We start from the raw sequence: 15,882 nt of genomic DNA on the forward strand, positions 1-15,882 counted from the left end.
TCGGAAAGGGGCGTGATTACAATTCCGTGGCTTCCGGCATTCCGGCAGCGGAAGCGGGAAGTTCTTCCGCGGGGGAAACAGGAGTTTTTTCCTCCGGAACAGCCTGCAGGGCTGCCGCCCGTTTCTCCATGTTGATGACTTGTATCGTTTTTTCCGGCTCGTCAGGGTTGCGGAGTTCGAATTCCAGGTGGGAGTTGGTGGACCAGTGATAATAAATGGTGACGCCAAGGGCCGCCAGCACCAGAATCAGGAGAATGGAACCGAAGAAGGAGCGCATGCCTCTACTGTGTGCCGGAGGAAAGGGGAATTCAAGAAATTATCAAGACCGCCTGCGTGGGCTGGCAAACGCCGTTAACAGCCGTACACCTTCATTTCCTGAAAGAGGATGGACGCGCAAAAAGAGGCGCCCCGGCATGAGAATATTCAGGACAGGATTTTCATCGCGAGGAACAGGATCATGAGCAGGATGGCAAAACCGATGATTCTGCCCGCCATGCTGCCGTTCTTTCCGTCCTGTACGCACATGGGGCAGTTTTCCGGGCCGTTTATGCCGTTGCATCCCATGCCGCACGCTCCGCAGGGGGAATCCTCTTCCCGTTCTTGCAGGTGGTCTTTGAGTAGGAGTTCCAGCTCGCGCACGGAAGGCTCCACGCCGGAAACGACGATTTTTCCGTCAATGGCGAGTGCGGGCAGAGGCGCCCCAATCTGCTCCGGAACGGTTTCCGCGGTTCGCATCTCCGCATTAATGCCCAGATGGTCCAACGCCTGGAGGGTATTGGCGCGCAGGATGTCTCCCGGGCAGTCCCGGCTGTAAAAAAGCTGAATGCTGGTCATGGCGCTGGGTATGTCAGGAACGCTTCCGTTCGGGAAGACTCTTCCCACAACAAATAGAACGGAGCCCCAAAGGTCAATGCGTTTTTCCGTGTCATGACATATAAGTGTTGTACGGAAAATATTTTAGACTTTTCAAATGAGGAGGGAATGGGCACTATCCCGCCGGTCCCGCCATGAAAAAGCTATCTCTATTCTTTTTGACCCTGGCCTGTGTATTCCAGTTTTCCGCCCAGGCGCAGGAACGGCCCAGTTACATTGCCATTGAGGCCAATTCCGGCAAGCTTCTTTTCAGCTCCAACGCAGAAGCAAAAAGACCCGTGGCCAGTCTTTCCCAGGTAGCCACAGCCATGGTGACTTTGGACTGGGTGGCCCGTACGCGGTTGCCGCTGGACACTTTCATTGCCGTGCCCCAGGAAGCTTTTGGTCTCCGTGCGGGCAATCCCATGGATCTCCAGCCGGGAGACCGCCTGACGCTCCGGGACGCTTTGTATTCCACCCTGCTGGGCTCGGACAATGTGTCCGCCCTGACTATTGCCTCCTTTGTCGGTCGGGACCTGGTGTCCCGCCGGGGCGGGGGCGCCCCCATTGCCGCTTTCGTGGGGGAAATGAACAATCTGGCCCGTTCGTTGAGGATGTCCAAAACGCACTTTACCGCTCCCCACGGGCTGGACGCCGGAAACTCCGTTTCCACTTCCTGCGCGCTGGATATGGCCCTGTTGGGCGTTTACAGCATGCAAAACCCGGCTTTTTGCTACATTGTTTCCCAGGCGAGCCGACGCATTGAAGTGCAGTCCCAGACCAAGGGCAGGACGATGTATGATATTTCCAACAACAACAAACTCATGAGCTCTTCCGGCGTGGACGGCATCAAGGCGGGCACCTCCCGCGCCGCCGGCTCCTGCCTGTTGCTCAGCGTGACGCGCAACGCGATTTCCCGCCGCAGCCCTCAAACGGGGACGGAAGTGATTTATCCGCAACGCATGATTATTGCGGTTCTTGGTTCTGCAAACCGCTATTCCCTCGCCAGGGAAATGATGAATACCGGCTGGCGCGTTTGGGAAAACTGGCAGGCTTCCGGCATGGACATGAAGGATCCCAAGGAATTTGTCCAGCTTCCTATGAAATCTGCTTCACAAAGGAGATAGGAAGTAGACGGGAACGGAATTTTTTGCTATAAGAGCCGTCTAATATGAACATCGGTGTTTTGAATAGCGGGGGCGACTCCCCCGGATTGAATGCAGTTATTGAAGGTGTTGTGGGCGCGGCTTCCCGTCGCGGCTGGAACGTTGTGGGCTTTTACGACGGTTTTGAAGGGCTTTTGTCCGAGGAAGGGGATGAACGGTTTGAATGGCTGACCCCTGTCGCCTGCCGCGGATTGCGCGCCAAGGGGGGCACCATTCTGGGAACCGTGAACAAAGGCAACTTTGCCATCAAGGTGGGCGTGGACCAAAAGGGGTCTATCGAACCCGCAGTGCTGGAAAAAACAAAGGCCACTGTCCGCCGGCTGGGGCTGGATGCTTTGATCGTCGTGGGCGGAGACGGCTCCCAGTCCACGGCCCTGTTGCTTTCCGAGATAGGGCTTCCCGTAGTTGGAGTGCCCAAAACTATTGATAATGACCTGGGCGCCACCGATGTCACTTTCGGCTTCTACAGCGCCGTTTCCATTGTTTCCGAATCTTTGGACCGTCTGGAAACCACCGCGAACGCGCACCAGCGCATGATGGTGGTGGAAGTGATGGGGCGGCATGCGGGATGGATTGCTTTGGAAGGCGGCATCGCAGGAAGTGCGGATGTTATTCTTCTGCCGGAAATTCCTTTTTCCCTTGAAAACGTGGTGGAATGCATCAAGGCGCGCAAGGCTGCCGGACAGCGGGAAATCCTGGTAGTGGTGTCTGAAGGAGCCCGTCTGGCGGACGAACTGGTATTGCTGGATGAAAAGACCCAGGGGGAAGTGCGCCTGGGAGGCATCGGCAAGGTGGTTTCCAAAAAACTGGAAGAAGCCACTGGGATTGAAACTCGCTCCTGCGTGCTGGGCCATATCCAGCGCGGCGGTTCTCCCTGTTCCTATGACCGGATTCTGGGAGCCCGGTTCGGCAGTTATGCTGTGGAGCTGGTGGAAAAGCGCCAGTTCAGCTGCATGGTTGCCCTCCGCGGGACGCAGATGACTGCCGTACCCATTGAGGAAGCCGTGAAAACCTTGAAGCGGGTAGACCCCGATTGCCAGCTGGTGCGCACGGCTCGCGATTTGGGCGTATGCTTCGGGGACTGACGTTCTCCGCTTGCGTCACGGGGAAAACTGATTGTTACCCGGTGGGGCTTTGCTTGTCTTTCAACCGTATCCTGGAATCAGGATACGGTTATTTTTTGTGGAAGCGCGCCGTATTCATTGAGGCCTGGAGAGCTTTTAAGAAGCATCATGGACAGGAAGAGGATGGAAAGCAAATCCATCAGGCTGGACACCATTCCCAGGTAGTTCAGGTAGGGCGCCATATCTTCCGGGACCAGGCGCAGCAGGAAAATCAGCAGGAAAGTGACGATGAAAATAAGAATGGGAATCAGGATGAATTTCCCGCTCAGATTGCTGTCATGCAGGCGGCGTACGGCGACCGGCAGATTGAAGAGAATATTGAGCCCCGCCACAGCCGCCAGAAGCTCCAGGGAAAGCATGCTCAGCTCTCCGGATTGATAGAAGAAGTAAAAGGTGGGATTGAAGCAGGAATGAGCCAGTAGAATCAGAGCATCTTGCGGATGGGCGGCATACAACAGGATTTGGAGGGCAGGAGAGGTGTAGAAACCCGTCGGACGGCTGTCAACGTCTACCATGCTGTAGCCCAGCGGCAGGAACAGGAGGATGGAGAGGAGGAAAAAGGACCAGAATTCCGACCGGGACGCGCGTCCTGCCACCGTATTTAGTTTTCTCAGGCTGATGAGCCAGTAAAGGTAAAACGGGGTCAGCGGCTGTCCTTTCAATTCTCCGACAGGGGAATCAGCCGGTTGGGATTCCGGACGGCGGCTGTATTTGTTGCCGTCCGCCTTTCTTTCTCCCAGCGTCAGATAAAAAAAGGTCAGGTGCCCCAGTCCGAAGGGAATAAAAAGGGTAAGAAGCCAGAGTCCGCTTCTGCCTGTATCATGCAGGCGCCTGAACGCGGCTGAGATGCTTGGGATGAGCAACACCGCCCACAGGAGGATGGTTAAAGCGTCTCCGTAGATGCTCAATCTTGTATCCGGAATGTGCAGCCAGTCCGTCAGGATATACCCCGCCAGGGCTGGAATCAGCGCCAGAAGGGGAAGAGCCATGAACCACCAGAATTCCGCCCGGGAAGCGCAGCCCCGAAAATTCGCATAATGAAGAAAACCTTTTTTCCAGCAGGAGAGGGGGGAAGAAAAGGAAGATGCCTGCGTGGAAACTGGAGAAACGGCAGGAGAAGCAGGAGAAGCAGGAGAAGCAGGAGAAGCAGGAGAAGCAGGAGAAGCAGGAGAAGCAGGAGAAGCAGGAGAAGCAGGAGAAGCAGGAGAAGCAGGAGAAGCAGGAGATTCCGGCATGGATAAAAAGGGGGTTTCCGTTTAGACTCCCTGATGCCGGGGAATGCTCAATGCGCCTGCGCCCAGGACACGGAAATTTTTCTCCTGAAACAGGTTTAGATCAGGACAATGGCCATCAGCAGCATTCCGGCGATGATGCCCATGATGGAAATGTGATGGTGTCCCCAGCGTTCCGCCATGGGCAGCAGTTCGTCAAAGGAGATGAAGACCATGATGCCTGCAACGGAGGCGAAGAGAACCGCGAGTACGGTAGGTGTGAGGAAGTGGAACAGGAAGAACATGGCGATGGCTGCTCCCATCGGTTCCGCCAGGCCGGAGAGGAAGGAATAACAGAGGGCCTTTTTACGGCTGCCCGTACCGTAGTAAAGAGGTACCGCCACGGCGATTCCTTCCGGAATGTTATGGACGGCTACGGCCAGGGCGATGGAGGTGCCCAAGGTCAGGGAGTCCAATCCGGCGGCAAAAGTGGCGATTCCTTCCGGAAAATTGTGGATGCCGATAGCCAGGGCGAACAGAATTCCGGACCTTTTAATTCGGGAGGAGGAAAATTCACCGCTGGCTTGTCCATGGATATCTTCCGGGCCGCGCGCTTCGTGCGGGTTTTCGTCTTCCGGAACCAGATAGTCAATGAGAGCCGCCACGGCAATTCCTCCGAAGAAGGAAGCAATGGCAATCCAGGAGCCTGCCGTATGGCCTTCGAACTCCATCAACCTGTGCTGGGCTTCTCCCAGCAGCTCCACCAGGGAGATATATACCATGACTCCGCCGGATAATCCCAGAACGAAAGTAAGTGCCTTCGTGTCCGTCCTTTTCATGAAGAAGGCGATGAAGCCTCCTATGCCGGTGGCGAGACCTGCCAGTGTGGTGAGCAGGAAGACAACGAGAATGTGATTGGCGGAAAGGTCCATGCGTGCATCTGCCGGGCAGGGATGTTCCCCGACAGTAAAGAGAGGGTTGTCTTATTTCGCGGATGCCGGGGGAACAATCATTTTCACGGCCCGGATAGCGCCGGGGGGCAGGGGTGGTTCTTCCCCCGGCTTCAGGTGGCCCCGTTCCTTTTTGATTTCAGGCAGCTTGTCCAGAAGCCTGCTGAACGCTTTTCCTTCAAAACTTTCCGGAAGGAGCGCAGCGCCTTTTTGGAGAAGCCGTTCCAATTCATTGACCCTGTTTTGCCGCATGAGCAGGTTCACTTTTTGCATGAGAACGGCTTGTTTGACTTCCGGAAGAAGCCCGTCCTTTTGCAAGTAACTGTCCATGATGGAAAGCGCTTCATCAGGATTTTGTTCCGCCAGAATGTGAACGTTTTTCCGGCGGAACGTATCGGCCCATTCCAATATCTGGGCATGGAGCAGATTGTTCCTGTTCAGTTCGGAAAGAATTCCTGAAGCGTCCTGCGGGTCCAGTTTTTCCAGTTCTGCCAGAGCCGGCTTGTAGAAAGTGCGGATGCTGGATTGGGGAACCGTTTTCAGCAACTGGACTAGCGTGTCCCGCCGCTGCCGGTCAGTGAGTTTTTTCTCCAGCTTGTCCGTCAGGGCCTGCTGCGTGTTGAGCGCTTCCTCCGCTTTTTTCGTATCCTGCATAACCTGGCCAGGATTGGCGTAACCTGTGACGGTGTGGACGGGGCGCCCATGGGCGTCCGCAAACACCAGCGTGGGGAATCCGGTGATGCCGTAGGATTTTTTATAGTTTTCCAGAGAAGATTTTGTCTGTGCGTCCTGCTGTTTTTTACGCGGGTAGTCCAGCTCCACGGGAATAAAGGAACGGGAGATGGCTGTTTGAATTTCGGGAAGGGCAAGAGCCTGTTTTTTCTGCATGATGCAGGCTCCGCACCAGTCGGAACCGGTGAATTCCAGCATCACTCCCTTATTCTGCGCGGCAGCTTTCTGCATGGCTTCCGCGGGGTTCGCGCACCATGTTTCGGAGGCGCCGGCACCCCAGGCTAGGAATATGGCCGCAAGGGGATGTATGAGTTTTTTCATGGCGGGAGTTCATTATTGCATGGGAGGAAGCGGAGAGTGGGCGGGGGGAACCCACATGTTTCCGGAAGAGGGGCTGCCGGAATCCCCCGTGTGGGTGGGCGTTTCAATTTTCGGTTTTCCGGCAGGCGGCTCCAGATCTTCCACCACCACTTTCTTTTTAGCGGGCTGGGGCGTGGGGGCTGCCGCCGGGACTGGCGAGGACGCCTTGCGGATGACGGGAGACTTGAGGGAGGCGTCCGTCTGGTTCATGGCCGTAATATTCAGCGGATCGCCGTAGGCCAGCATTTCCCGGATGTCGTCAGGAAGATCTCCGGCAGGAATGGAGGTGCTTCCCTGTTCGTGCATAATGCGCACGAATTCATTTTCCACGCGGGTGATTTCCACATTCAAATAAGTTTTGCCGGAATGGGATGTCTTCAGAATGTCAAACTTGCGGCCGCGCGCCTTGGCTCTGGCGTGTTGGCGGTAGCGTTCGAAGTAGGAGCGGATTTCCCCCCGGATGCCGGCCACGCGCATTTTCTCTTTTTCAATGGACTTTTGAGTCTCTTCTAGGTCGGACGCCGTGTGTTCAAAGATATCCAGAAGGCTGAGAAGCTGTTCCTTGGGCGCGGTCCTGTTCCGTATTTCCCTGAGCTGTTCCTGCTTTTTCAGAAGCTGGGCATGATTGGCTTCCAAAGCTTCCCGCGAGTCTTTGACCGGATCCGGAAGCTGGGAAAATTTCTCATAAACAATGTAGCCGGCGCTGATGACGATAAGGGCGAACAGACCCAGGCAGAGGTTCCAGAAAAGAGCGTCTCCCCTGGCTTTCCGTTCGGAATCCTCCTGCCGGGCGGATTCTTCTTCCACAACGTGTTCCGAGATGACGTCCAGAGGTGTTTTCAGACGTTTTTTGATGGCGGGGGCAGGGTTTTCTTCCTTGTGTTTCCCTCCGTTTTCCTTGGGAGCAAAGCGGGTTTCGTCTTCAGCGGGGGGAAGGGTTTCGCCGGACGGCTGGCTGGGTGCGGGGGCGTCGGTCATGGAATGCGCAGGAATGGATGTTAATCTACCGGGTGGGTCTGTTTGAATTCGGCCAGTTTGGCCGCATACGCGTTATATTGGTATTGCAGGGCGTGGAATTCCTGCTTGCGCTGCGCCAGCGTTTTGCGCATGTCTTCAATGTCAAAGCACAGGTGCTCGAAGTCGCGGCGTTTGGAAGGCAGGATGTCTATATCCTTCACCGTGAAGGGCGTCGTGATTTTTCCCGGGTTGGAAAGTCTTTTCTGAAGATTGTAATTTACGCGGGCGTCGTGGGATTCCGCCTGGCTTATTTCCTGTTCCGTCTGGGCCAGAGCGTTTTTCATCTGCTGGAGCTGGGCCTGGAGCTGCTGGTGTTCCTGGGATGAATTTCCCGTCAGGAAGGAGGTCAGAGCTTCATTCGTACTGCTGTCGCACGAAGTAAGGGCCAGCGTGAGGGCCAGAGCCGGACAGGTACGCCTGGTGAATCGCACGATGTTGAACATGCCTGGGATTATGAACATTAACGGAGGGGAAAGTCAAACCGTTCATGCGCCCTGCGGGACAATGATTTTTCTCGCATAAAACGCGTATGCGGCTACAATGCCTGCGGCATGATGCAATTATCGGAGATCGGAGGCCATCTGACGGCCAGAACGGGTATTGATGATTTGATGGAGGATTTGTTTAAGGCCCTTCATTCGGGAGACGCAGGCCTGTGCCAGTTGAACGGCGGGAGCCCCGCCGTTATTCCTGAGGTGACGGAACTTTGGCGCCGCAGCATGGAGGAACTGGTGCGGAATGGAAAATTTGACGTGCTGGTGGGCCATTATGCCCATCCTGGCGGGGATCCCGCTTTCATCCGTGCGCTGGTGCATTTCCTCAATGAACGTTGCGGATGGAACCTGACGCCGGAAAATGTGGCAATCACCCAGGGCGGCCAGATGGCCTGCTTTACCCTGTTTAACATGCTGGCGGGGCCGTGCCCGGACGGCGCTATGCGTGAAATCCTTTTTCCCCTGTGCCCGGATTATGTGGGATACCAGTCCCAATCCCTGTGCGGCGGCGTCATGTTCCGGGGCATCCGGCCCGGCATACGCATGCTGGACGAGCACACGTTCAAGTATGTGATTGATTTTGACCGTCTGGACATACGTCCGGAAACGGCCGCCGTTTGCATGTCCCGGCCTACGAATCCCACCGGGAACGTAGTGACGGATGAAGAATTGGGGCTTCTGCGGGAAATGACTTCCCGCGCCGGGGTTCCCCTGATGATCGACAATGCTTACGGGCCTCCGCTGCCCAATATTTGTTTTGTGCCCGTAACCCCGGCCTGGGATGAAAACATGATTCTGACCATGAGCCTGTCCAAGATCGGGTTGCCAGGCACGCGCACCGGCATTGTCATTGCTCGCCCGGATATCATTCGTGCCGTAGTGAGCATGGTGACCACATCCTCCCTGTGTCCGAACAATCTGGGCCAGGCTCTGGTGACGCCTTACCTGGAAGACGGCACTCTGGATAGAGTCTGCCGTGAGACCCTTACGCCGTTTTACCGCAGCCGGGCGGAATTCGCCCTGTCCCTGCTGCCGGAACTCTTCGGAGACTCCATCCCCTGGCGCGTTCATAAGAGTGAGGGCGCCATGTTCCTGTGGCTGTGGTTTGAGGGGTTGCCCATCACGTGCCAGGAGCTTTACGAACGGTGCAAGTCCCGGGGCTGTTTTGTAAATCCCGGCCATCACTTTTTCTTCGCCCTTCCGGAGGAGGGGGAACCCTGGCCGCACCGTCATGAATGCATCCGCATCAGCTTTACCCAGACGGAGGAACTCCTGCGCAAGGGGCTTTCCATCGTGGCGGATGAAGTGCGCAAGGCCTACTCCCGTTCTTAATCCAAACCTGAACCGTATCCATGAACAGCATGACCGGCTTCGGCAGAGCCGCTGCCCAGACAGACCGTTACAATATTCTTGTTGAAATATCAGGCGTTAACCGCAAACAAACGGAAATCGCCGTCAACGTGCCGCGCGGCTGTGCGGAATGGGACGCCTCCGTGCGCCCCATCGTGCAGGGGGCCGTTTCCCGCGGCCGCGTAGGCGTCTCCATCTCCGTGGAGCGTCTGGAGGAAGCGGACGGCTCCCTCCAGCTTGATGAGAAAAAACTGGCTTCCCTGGCGGAGCTGTTGAACCGTGCGTCTGGCCTGACAGGTCAACCGCTGCCCCTCCAGGCGTCCGACCTGCTGAGGCTGGATATCGTTACTACCGCGGCGGAAGCGCCACTTTCTCCTGAAGAAGCGTGGCCGGTGGTGGAAAAGGCTCTTAAAGCCGCCCTGGAGGATTTTATCTCCATGCGCGCGGCGGAAGGCGCCAACCTGAAAGCGGACGTTCTTGGCAAGCTGGATGTCCTGGAACAATTCCGCCTCCGTATTGCGGAACATGCACCTTCCGTGCCTGTCAGGCTCCGGGAGGCCATGCTTAAGCGCCTGGCGGATGCCGACCTGTCCGTTTCCGCGGATGATGAGCGCATCATCCGGGAAGTAGCCCTGTTTGCGGACAAGTGCGATATTTCCGAGGAGATTACCCGTCTCTCCTCCCATTTTGACCAGTTCCGTACTTTGTGCGGTTCCTCCGCTCCCGCGGGCAGGCCTCTGGATTTCCTCTGCCAGGAAATCTTCCGGGAATTCAACACCATCGGCTCCAAGGCGAACGATTCCACGCTGGCCCATCTGGTTGTGGCCGCCAAGACGGAGCTGGAAAAAATCAGGGAACAAGTTCAGAACATCGAATGACAGCCATGAAACAGCCATTGGGAACGTTGCTGGTGGTATCCGGACCTTCCGGTTCCGGGAAGACGACATTGTGCCGCCGCGCGACGGAAAACGGTCTGTGCGTGTACAGTATTTCCTGCACGACGCGCCAGCCCAGGCCGGGGGAAGTCAATGGGGTGGATTACCATTTCCTGACTGCCACCGAATTTGACGCCAGGGTGGAGCGGGGGGACTTTCTGGAATACGCGGAGGTGCACGGTAACCGCTATGGCACGCTGAAAGCGGATATTTTGAATCTTCTGGAACAGGGGAAAAACGTGGTGATGGATATCGACGTGCAGGGGGCCGGGCAAGTCCGTTCCTGCCATGAGGGAATTCTTCCCCTTTGTTACGCGGACGTTTACATTTACGTGCCGCAGGAAGAGCTTAAAAACCGCCTTTGCGGCCGGCAGACGGATGGAGCGGAAACCATCGCCCTGCGCCTTCGCAATGCGGAACAGGAAGACGCCTGCCTGCCGCAGTACCAGTACTGCCTGGTTTCCGCTGACCGCGAGGCGGATTATGCTTCCTTTTGCGCCCTGCTCAAATGCCAGTCCATGCGGGTGGGGCTGATGCGGGACTAAGGTTTTGCGTTTTTACTGGGGGAACTGCGTTTTTCTCCCAATCTCATGGCATCCGGAATGGCTCTCCGGTTCCGAAACATTTGGAATTGGCTCTCTTCCCATATCCGGATGATATGCGATTTCCTTTCCTCCGCTTAAGCTTGCGTGAAGAAAGGTGGGCCGGAATTCTTGACGGGCAGGGTATTCATCAGCTTTTTGAATAATTCAATGCTGAAATGATCCTCCAGGCGAAGCGCCTCGAATGAGGCGCCCCGGTAGGTCAGATGCTGTCCCGCTTCCTTGTATCCGTTGCGCAAATTCAGCCGGAAGCTTTGGTTCCTTTTCCGTTGGCCGGGAAGTATTTTTTACTTGAACGGATACAGCCAGCCGATAGCGCAGGTGAAAATAACCCAGAGGAGCAGATTGAGGGGAAGCCCCACTTTGACGAAGTCCTTAAATTTGTAGCCGCCCGCATTGTACACGTAAGTGTTGGTCTGGTAGCCGATAGGGGTGGAGAAACTGGCGCTGGCGCCAAACATGACGGCCAGAATGAAGGGAACGGGGTTGGCGTCGAATTGCAGGGCCATTTCATAAGCCAGCGGCCCCATGACGGCGGCTACGGCATTGTTGGAGATCATCTCCGTCAGAATGGAGCAGAGCAGATACAGACCGGAGATGGCGACCAGGCACCCCAACGGGCCTATGTTATCCACTACGCCGAATGCGATGGCTTTGGCAAGCCCGGTTTTGCTCATGGCTTCCCCCACGCACAGCATGCCCAGGATCAGGAAAATAATGCCCCAGTCCACCGCCTGGTAGGCTTCCTTCGGCTTGATGCAGCCGGAGATGATGACGATAAGAGCTCCGATGAATGCGAGATAGAAAGGGTTGAAACGCGCGAAGAATTTGAAGAATTCCCCGTATTGCTCAAAGGACCCCAGCAGGCCGATAAAAATGAACAGCCCCATAGCCAGGATGGCCCAGCCCTGTTTGCTGCGGTTGTGCGCTTCCGCGGGGCGCTGGCTCAGGGGGATGATACGCTGCTTGGTCAGGATGCGGTTCATCCCTTCCTGCGGTCCTTCCAGAAGAAGCGTGTCCCCTGCCGCCAGTTTGGTATTCGGCCCCATGTCCGTGATGTTTTTGCCCTGCCTGTGGATAGCGAGCACGAAGATGTTGAATCGCTGGCGCAGCTTGAGTTCGGACAGGGAGAGCCCGGAGAATTCGGAATTGTTGGCGATCATGCCTTCCACGATTTGCACGTCGCGCTGTTCCAGCGTTTCCAGCCCGCGGCTGTCGTCCCAGCCCAGGTCCACGCCTTTGGCTTCCCGCACCTGGTTGACTTTTCTGGCGTTGCACAGGAAAAGAATGCGGTCTCCTTCTTCCAGGTTGATGTGCTGCAGCTCCTCCTGCATGGAAAATCCCCTGCGGCGCACTTCCACGATTTTGGTGCCCAGCAGTTCGGATTGCATCAGGTTGATGGGGGTGGTGCCGATGTGGGGGGAATCCGCGGGAATCCTGACCTGGAGCAGGAAATCGCGCTGGATGCCGCCCGGAAGCATGGTGGACAAGGTGGGGCGGGATGGAAGCCATTTGCGGCCGATTGTCCAGAGGTAGAGCAGACCCGCCGCCGCATAAATCAGGCCCATGGGCGTTACCGTGAACATCTGGATGCCGTCATAACCCAGTTTCTGCACCTGGCCGAGAACGACCACGTTGGTGGATGTCCCGACCACGGAGCAGGTTCCCCCCAGAATGGTGGCGTAGGAGAGGGGGATGAGCAGTTTGGAGGCCGCGATGTTATGGTCTCTGCAGAAGGCCAGCACGATGGGCATCAGGATGACGACCACCGGAGTGTTGTTGACGAAGGGGGAAACCATGAACGCTCCCAGCGTGATGACCAGCAGGGCAGTCAGTTCCCTTCCCTTGGCTACCTTGTTGAACAGTTTGGAAAGGTCTCCTATCAATCCTGTTCTTTCCAGGGAAGCGCTCAGAATGAACATGCACACTACGGTCAGCGGCCCGCTGTTGGCAAAGCTGGACAGAACATCCCGCGTGTTCAGAATCCCCGTAAGCATGAGGACGGCGGTGCCTGTCAGGGCCGTAATTTCCACGGGCATCCATTCCTTGATGAAGCAGATGAATAACAGGACCAGCAGAATGCCGACAATCCATTGCTGGGCGACCGCTGATTCCAGCCAGCCTATGACGGAGGCGAAGTTGATGTTGAGAAGAGAAAGCATGGCTTGAAAGTTGAAGGTGTGGGGAAAGGGTCCAACTCTCCTACTTTCCCGGCCTCTGTCTGTCAAGCCGCAATAATTTCCCGGAAAGGGTTTGAAAAGGTTTCTGCGCTTTTTTATTGTTGGTGCGCCGCATGGATTCCCCCATCATAACAAGGTTTGCTCCCAGCCCTACAGGCAATCTCCATCTGGGGCATGCTCTGGCTGCATGGGAGGCCCGTTCCCTGGCGGACCGTTTTTCCGGGAAGTGCGTGCTGAGGATGGAAGATATTGACCAGACGCGGTGCCGTCCGGAGTTCGTTCAGGGCATATTGAACGATCTGGACTGGCTGGGCATCCGCTTTGACGGTCCCATGATGGTTCAGTCTTCACGCTTCAGCGCTTATGAACACGCCCTTCAGACGTTGAAGGATTGGGGCGTGCTGTACCCCTGTTTCTGCACGCGCCGGGAGATTGCGGAGGAGGTGGCCGCCATGGGCGGGGCGCCGCAGGGGGGCTGCGTGGACGTATATCCGGGAACTTGCCGGATGCTTGACAAGGGGCGCAGGAAGGAGCTTCTCAAATCCGGCAAACCTTTTTCCTGGCGGCTGGATTGCCGTGCGGCGGCGCGGATTACCGGTCCCCTGCCGTGGCGGGACATGCGGTTCGGAGATCAGGTCTGCCGCCCGGAAGAATTGGGGGATGTGATTCTGGGCCGCAAGGACTGCGCCGCCAGCTATCATCTTGCCGTGGTTGTGGACGACGCTGCCCAGGGTGTCACCCATGTAAGCCGTGGTGAGGACTTATTCCCTGTGACGGGCATCCACCGGACGCTTCAGGCCCTGCTGGGGCTTCCTGTTCCGCAGTGGTATCATCACCGGCTGGTGAAGGACGCTTCCGGCAAGAGGCTTGCCAAGAGGGACAGGAGCCTGAGCCTTCAGGAGATGCGTGCCGCCGGGATGCGGCCGGAAGACGTGTTCCGGCTGATGCGGGAGAGCTGAGGGATTTTCACCGTATAGGGTGGGTCGCGTTGTTTCCGCCGGAAAAGGCTGGATTCAAGCCGGCGCCTGCGTTTTTTCAGCAGCCGGTCGGGTTTTTCTTGCCGATGCAGAGCAGGCACGCATAAAACGCCGCCAGGGTCAGCAGGAGAAGGGAGCACAGGATGACCAGAAGATTCAGATGCCCCAGAGGAATGAGCCATGCGTGCGGTATGGCTGCCGTTCCTGCCAGTATCAGGGGAAGCCAGATAAAAGCCGCCTGGGAAAACAGGATGACGGCTGTGAAGGCCATCCCTGCGGCCAGGGTAACCCGTACCGCCGGAATTACCGGCAGGAATGTTTCATGGATGTTTTTTTTCATGGCCCATGCCGTTCCCGCGAATACGGAGGCGAGAAACAGGGGGGCCAGCAACGCGGCGGAAGGGAAGATATCCCGGAGGGGCCATGCGCAGAGGGGGGAGACGGCCACCAGGAGGCCCGCGCTTTTAATCAGGAGGCCCCGGTGCGGCGGGGCTGGTGCCGCGTCGTGGTTCATATCCGTTAATCGGGCCAGACATTGCCGGGCGTGCTTCCCTGGGTAATGACGACTTCCTGGCCTATTTTCAGGGTAAAGTTGGGCGTTACTTCCTGCTGCACTTCCACGAGTTCGTTCGTATCCTTGAGCTTGACGCGCACGCGAATCATTTTGACGGCTTCCACCCTGCCGTCCACGATGGAGCCTGTGGCGGACGCCAGTTTTGAGGTCCCCATGCCGATGATGCCGGGAGTCATGGCTTCCGCCGCCGTTCCGGCCATGTTGGCGAAGGTGCCGTCATCCGTGGAGGTAAGGACGTTGATTTCCTTGATGCGGACCACGTTGCCCAGCTTGATGGTCGTCACTTTTCCGGTGGCGATTTCCAGATTGCTTTTTTGAGTGCAGGAGAAGAGGACGGGGAGAATAAGGAAAGCGGGAATGAATGAAAGCGGATTCATGGTGAACGTATGTTACTACGCTGGCGGGGGAAAGAGTTTTTCAGCGTGTGGGAAGAATTGTGTAGATAGCCAGATACAGGAGCAGATGGAGGGAGGAGAGGGCCAGCACCTTGTTCATACGGCTGTCCGCAGGCGTTTTGCGGATAAGGAGCATCAGATACCCTCCGAAGAGAATGGAGGGTATCCACATCCACCATGTGTGGGACAGGTTCAGGTGAAGAGCCCGGCTGGATGTAGGCAGCGTGATGTAGGCGGCCAGGATGAAGGACTGGGCCATGGCGCGCGCCTTTCCTTCCCCCAGCCGCACGGCCAGCGTGCGCTTGCCCGTGGTGAGGTCTTCCTTTCTGTCGCGGATATTGTTGACGGATATCATGACGGCGCACAGGAGGCCGCATTGAATACCCGTTACGATGCCGGCATTGTATACCGCAAGCGATTCCACCAGCGTGCCGGGAACGACGGGCGCCGTGCCTATCTGCACCAGAATGGTTCCCAGTACGGCAACCAGTCCAAAGAAGAGGATGACGAAGATTTCCCCCAGGCCTTTGTAGGCCAGCGGCCACGGCCCTCCCGTGTATCCATAGGTGAAGTAGAGGGACGGGATGCCGATGGCGAGGATGGGCCAGCCGCGCAGTTCGATGAGGGGAAAGGCCAGCAGGCACGCTCCCAGCAGGAAGAAGAAGCCGATGAGCATGACTGTTCCATGGGAGAGGGCTCCGCTGGCCGTCATGCGCACGGGGCCGGTCCGCCGTTCCGTATCGGCGTGCTTGGCATGGTCAATGGCGTCATTGAAAAAATTGCAGGCAATCTGAAGGCACAGGCAGGAAGCCAGCGTTAAAAAGGCCAGGGGCGCGTTCCAGCTGCCGGTCAGTTTCTGCACCACCATGCAGCCTGCCCATACCGGAATCAGGGAGGCGGTTAGCGTCTTGGGGCGTGCCGCCAGAAAGGCGGAAGTAATGATATTCATGTGCGGGAAGTCTC

Annotated in this window: 17 protein-coding genes; 6 read left to right on the forward strand and 11 right to left on the reverse strand. The window is 56.9% G+C overall.

Annotated features, from left to right (window positions below; genetic code table 11):
- Nucleotides 1–16: 16 nt before the first annotated feature.
- Complete coding sequence (locus tag O4G22_RS07510) at nt 17–277, reverse strand: hypothetical protein (RefSeq protein WP_094135308.1); 261 nt, start codon at nt 275–277, stop codon at nt 17–19.
- A gap of 146 nt (nt 278–423) precedes the next feature.
- Nucleotides 424–834, reverse strand: coding sequence for a thioredoxin family protein (locus tag O4G22_RS07515; RefSeq protein ID WP_297667738.1), 411 nt, complete (start codon nt 832–834; stop codon nt 424–426).
- Between the two features lie 173 nt (nt 835–1,007).
- On the opposite strand from O4G22_RS07515, the gene O4G22_RS07520 reads away from it, so the two are divergent.
- Both O4G22_RS07520 and O4G22_RS07525 read left to right on the forward strand, forming a co-directional pair.
- Nucleotides 1,008–1,979: a D-alanyl-D-alanine carboxypeptidase family protein gene (locus O4G22_RS07520; RefSeq protein WP_297667737.1), complete on the forward strand. Its 972-nt coding sequence runs from the start codon at nt 1,008–1,010 to the stop codon at nt 1,977–1,979.
- A 44-nt stretch (nt 1,980–2,023) separates the two neighbouring features.
- Nucleotides 2,024–3,103: a 6-phosphofructokinase gene (locus O4G22_RS07525; protein ID WP_094135305.1), complete on the forward strand. Its 1,080-nt coding sequence runs from the start codon at nt 2,024–2,026 to the stop codon at nt 3,101–3,103.
- A gap of 77 nt (nt 3,104–3,180) precedes the next feature.
- On the opposite strand, the gene O4G22_RS07530 is transcribed toward O4G22_RS07525, so the two are convergent.
- From O4G22_RS07530 to O4G22_RS07550, 5 genes are all read right to left on the reverse strand, one after another.
- Entirely contained in the window at nt 3,181–4,377 is a 1,197-nt protein-coding gene (locus O4G22_RS07530; RefSeq protein ID WP_306713843.1) for a DUF805 domain-containing protein, read from the reverse strand.
- Nucleotides 4,378–4,472: 95 nt separating this feature from the next.
- Entirely contained in the window at nt 4,473–5,285 is an 813-nt protein-coding gene (zupT, locus tag O4G22_RS07535) for a zinc transporter ZupT (protein ID WP_094135303.1), read from the reverse strand.
- A 51-nt stretch (nt 5,286–5,336) separates the two neighbouring features.
- Complete coding sequence (locus tag O4G22_RS07540; protein ID WP_306701429.1) at nt 5,337–6,356, reverse strand: thioredoxin family protein; 1,020 nt, start codon at nt 6,354–6,356, stop codon at nt 5,337–5,339.
- Nucleotides 6,357–6,368: 12 nt separating this feature from the next.
- Nucleotides 6,369–7,373, reverse strand: a complete 1,005-nt coding sequence (locus tag O4G22_RS07545) for a hypothetical protein (RefSeq protein WP_306701430.1) — start codon at nt 7,371–7,373, stop codon at nt 6,369–6,371.
- Nucleotides 7,374–7,393: 20 nt separating this feature from the next.
- On the reverse strand, nt 7,394–7,855 hold the full coding sequence (locus O4G22_RS07550) for a hypothetical protein (protein ID WP_143246909.1): 462 nt from the start codon (nt 7,853–7,855) through the stop codon (nt 7,394–7,396).
- Nucleotides 7,856–7,963: 108 nt separating this feature from the next.
- Here O4G22_RS07550 and O4G22_RS07555 point away from each other — a divergent pair, with 108 nt between their 5' ends.
- From O4G22_RS07555 to gmk, 3 genes are read left to right on the forward strand one after another with little or no spacing between them, the layout of a single operon-like run.
- Nucleotides 7,964–9,238, forward strand: coding sequence for a valine--pyruvate transaminase (locus tag O4G22_RS07555; protein WP_306713844.1), 1,275 nt, complete (start codon nt 7,964–7,966; stop codon nt 9,236–9,238).
- 20 nt (nt 9,239–9,258) lie between these two features.
- The gene (locus tag O4G22_RS07560; protein ID WP_290489229.1) at nt 9,259–10,134 is read left to right on the forward strand and encodes a YicC/YloC family endoribonuclease; all 876 of its coding nucleotides are present in this window, start codon (nt 9,259–9,261) and stop codon (nt 10,132–10,134) included.
- A gap of 5 nt (nt 10,135–10,139) precedes the next feature.
- Nucleotides 10,140–10,736, forward strand: a complete 597-nt coding sequence (gene gmk, locus O4G22_RS07565) for a guanylate kinase (protein ID WP_306701432.1) — start codon at nt 10,140–10,142, stop codon at nt 10,734–10,736.
- Nucleotides 10,737–11,080: 344 nt separating this feature from the next.
- Here the strand turns inward: gmk and O4G22_RS07570 are convergent, their stop codons facing one another.
- Nucleotides 11,081–12,955 carry an SLC13 family permease gene (locus O4G22_RS07570; RefSeq protein WP_094135296.1) on the reverse strand — a complete coding sequence of 625 codons (1,875 nt, stop codon included), beginning with the start codon at nt 12,953–12,955 and terminating at the stop codon, nt 11,081–11,083.
- A 131-nt stretch (nt 12,956–13,086) separates the two neighbouring features.
- Here O4G22_RS07570 and gluQRS point away from each other — a divergent pair, with 131 nt between their 5' ends.
- Entirely contained in the window at nt 13,087–13,932 is an 846-nt protein-coding gene (gene gluQRS / locus O4G22_RS07575) for a tRNA glutamyl-Q(34) synthetase GluQRS (protein WP_094135398.1), read from the forward strand.
- Nucleotides 13,933–14,008: 76 nt separating this feature from the next.
- Here the strand turns inward: gluQRS and O4G22_RS07580 are convergent, their stop codons facing one another.
- Genes O4G22_RS07580 through menA form a run of 3 tightly spaced genes read right to left on the reverse strand, consistent with a single transcriptional unit; the run spans nt 14,009 to nt 15,868 of the window.
- Nucleotides 14,009–14,464 carry a hypothetical protein gene (locus O4G22_RS07580; RefSeq protein WP_306713846.1) on the reverse strand — a complete coding sequence of 152 codons (456 nt, stop codon included), beginning with the start codon at nt 14,462–14,464 and terminating at the stop codon, nt 14,009–14,011.
- Between the two features lie 5 nt (nt 14,465–14,469).
- Entirely contained in the window at nt 14,470–14,901 is a 432-nt protein-coding gene (locus O4G22_RS07585; RefSeq protein WP_094135294.1) for a hypothetical protein, read from the reverse strand.
- 40 nt (nt 14,902–14,941) lie between these two features.
- Nucleotides 14,942–15,868, reverse strand: a complete 927-nt coding sequence (gene menA / locus O4G22_RS07590) for a 1,4-dihydroxy-2-naphthoate octaprenyltransferase (RefSeq protein WP_306701435.1) — start codon at nt 15,866–15,868, stop codon at nt 14,942–14,944.
- Nucleotides 15,869–15,882 lie beyond the last annotated feature (14 nt).

Origin of the sequence: Akkermansia muciniphila, from assembly GCF_030848305.1 — a bacterium.
Lineage (GTDB): Bacteria > Verrucomicrobiota > Verrucomicrobiia > Verrucomicrobiales > Akkermansiaceae > Akkermansia > Akkermansia muciniphila_A.

Bases quoted from the DNA above. Each gene is read 5' to 3' on its own strand.
- O4G22_RS07550 (WP_143246909.1), bottom strand. From the start codon at position 7,855: ATGTTCAACATCGTGCGATTCACCAGGCGTACCTGTCCGGCTCTGGCC.
- menA (WP_306701435.1), bottom strand. From the start codon at position 15,868: ATGAATATCATTACTTCCGCCTTTCTGGCGGCACGCCCCAAGACGCTA.
- zupT (WP_094135303.1), bottom strand. From the start codon at position 5,285: ATGGACCTTTCCGCCAATCACATTCTCGTTGTCTTCCTGCTCACCACA.
- O4G22_RS07555 (WP_306713844.1), top strand. From the start codon at position 7,964: ATGATGCAATTATCGGAGATCGGAGGCCATCTGACGGCCAGAACGGGT.
- O4G22_RS07510 (WP_094135308.1), bottom strand. From the start codon at position 277: ATGCGCTCCTTCTTCGGTTCCATTCTCCTGATTCTGGTGCTGGCGGCC.
- gluQRS (WP_094135398.1), top strand. From the start codon at position 13,087: ATGGATTCCCCCATCATAACAAGGTTTGCTCCCAGCCCTACAGGCAAT.
- O4G22_RS07530 (WP_306713843.1), bottom strand. From the start codon at position 4,377: ATGCCGGAATCTCCTGCTTCTCCTGCTTCTCCTGCTTCTCCTGCTTCT.
- O4G22_RS07520 (WP_297667737.1), top strand. From the start codon at position 1,008: ATGAAAAAGCTATCTCTATTCTTTTTGACCCTGGCCTGTGTATTCCAG.
- O4G22_RS07545 (WP_306701430.1), bottom strand. From the start codon at position 7,373: ATGACCGACGCCCCCGCACCCAGCCAGCCGTCCGGCGAAACCCTTCCC.
- O4G22_RS07540 (WP_306701429.1), bottom strand. From the start codon at position 6,356: ATGAAAAAACTCATACATCCCCTTGCGGCCATATTCCTAGCCTGGGGT.
- O4G22_RS07585 (WP_094135294.1), bottom strand. From the start codon at position 14,901: ATGAATCCGCTTTCATTCATTCCCGCTTTCCTTATTCTCCCCGTCCTC.
- gmk (WP_306701432.1), top strand. From the start codon at position 10,140: ATGAAACAGCCATTGGGAACGTTGCTGGTGGTATCCGGACCTTCCGGT.
- O4G22_RS07570 (WP_094135296.1), bottom strand. From the start codon at position 12,955: ATGCTTTCTCTTCTCAACATCAACTTCGCCTCCGTCATAGGCTGGCTG.
- O4G22_RS07560 (WP_290489229.1), top strand. From the start codon at position 9,259: ATGAACAGCATGACCGGCTTCGGCAGAGCCGCTGCCCAGACAGACCGT.
- O4G22_RS07525 (WP_094135305.1), top strand. From the start codon at position 2,024: ATGAACATCGGTGTTTTGAATAGCGGGGGCGACTCCCCCGGATTGAAT.
- O4G22_RS07515 (WP_297667738.1), bottom strand. From the start codon at position 834: ATGACCAGCATTCAGCTTTTTTACAGCCGGGACTGCCCGGGAGACATC.
- O4G22_RS07580 (WP_306713846.1), bottom strand. From the start codon at position 14,464: ATGAACCACGACGCGGCACCAGCCCCGCCGCACCGGGGCCTCCTGATT.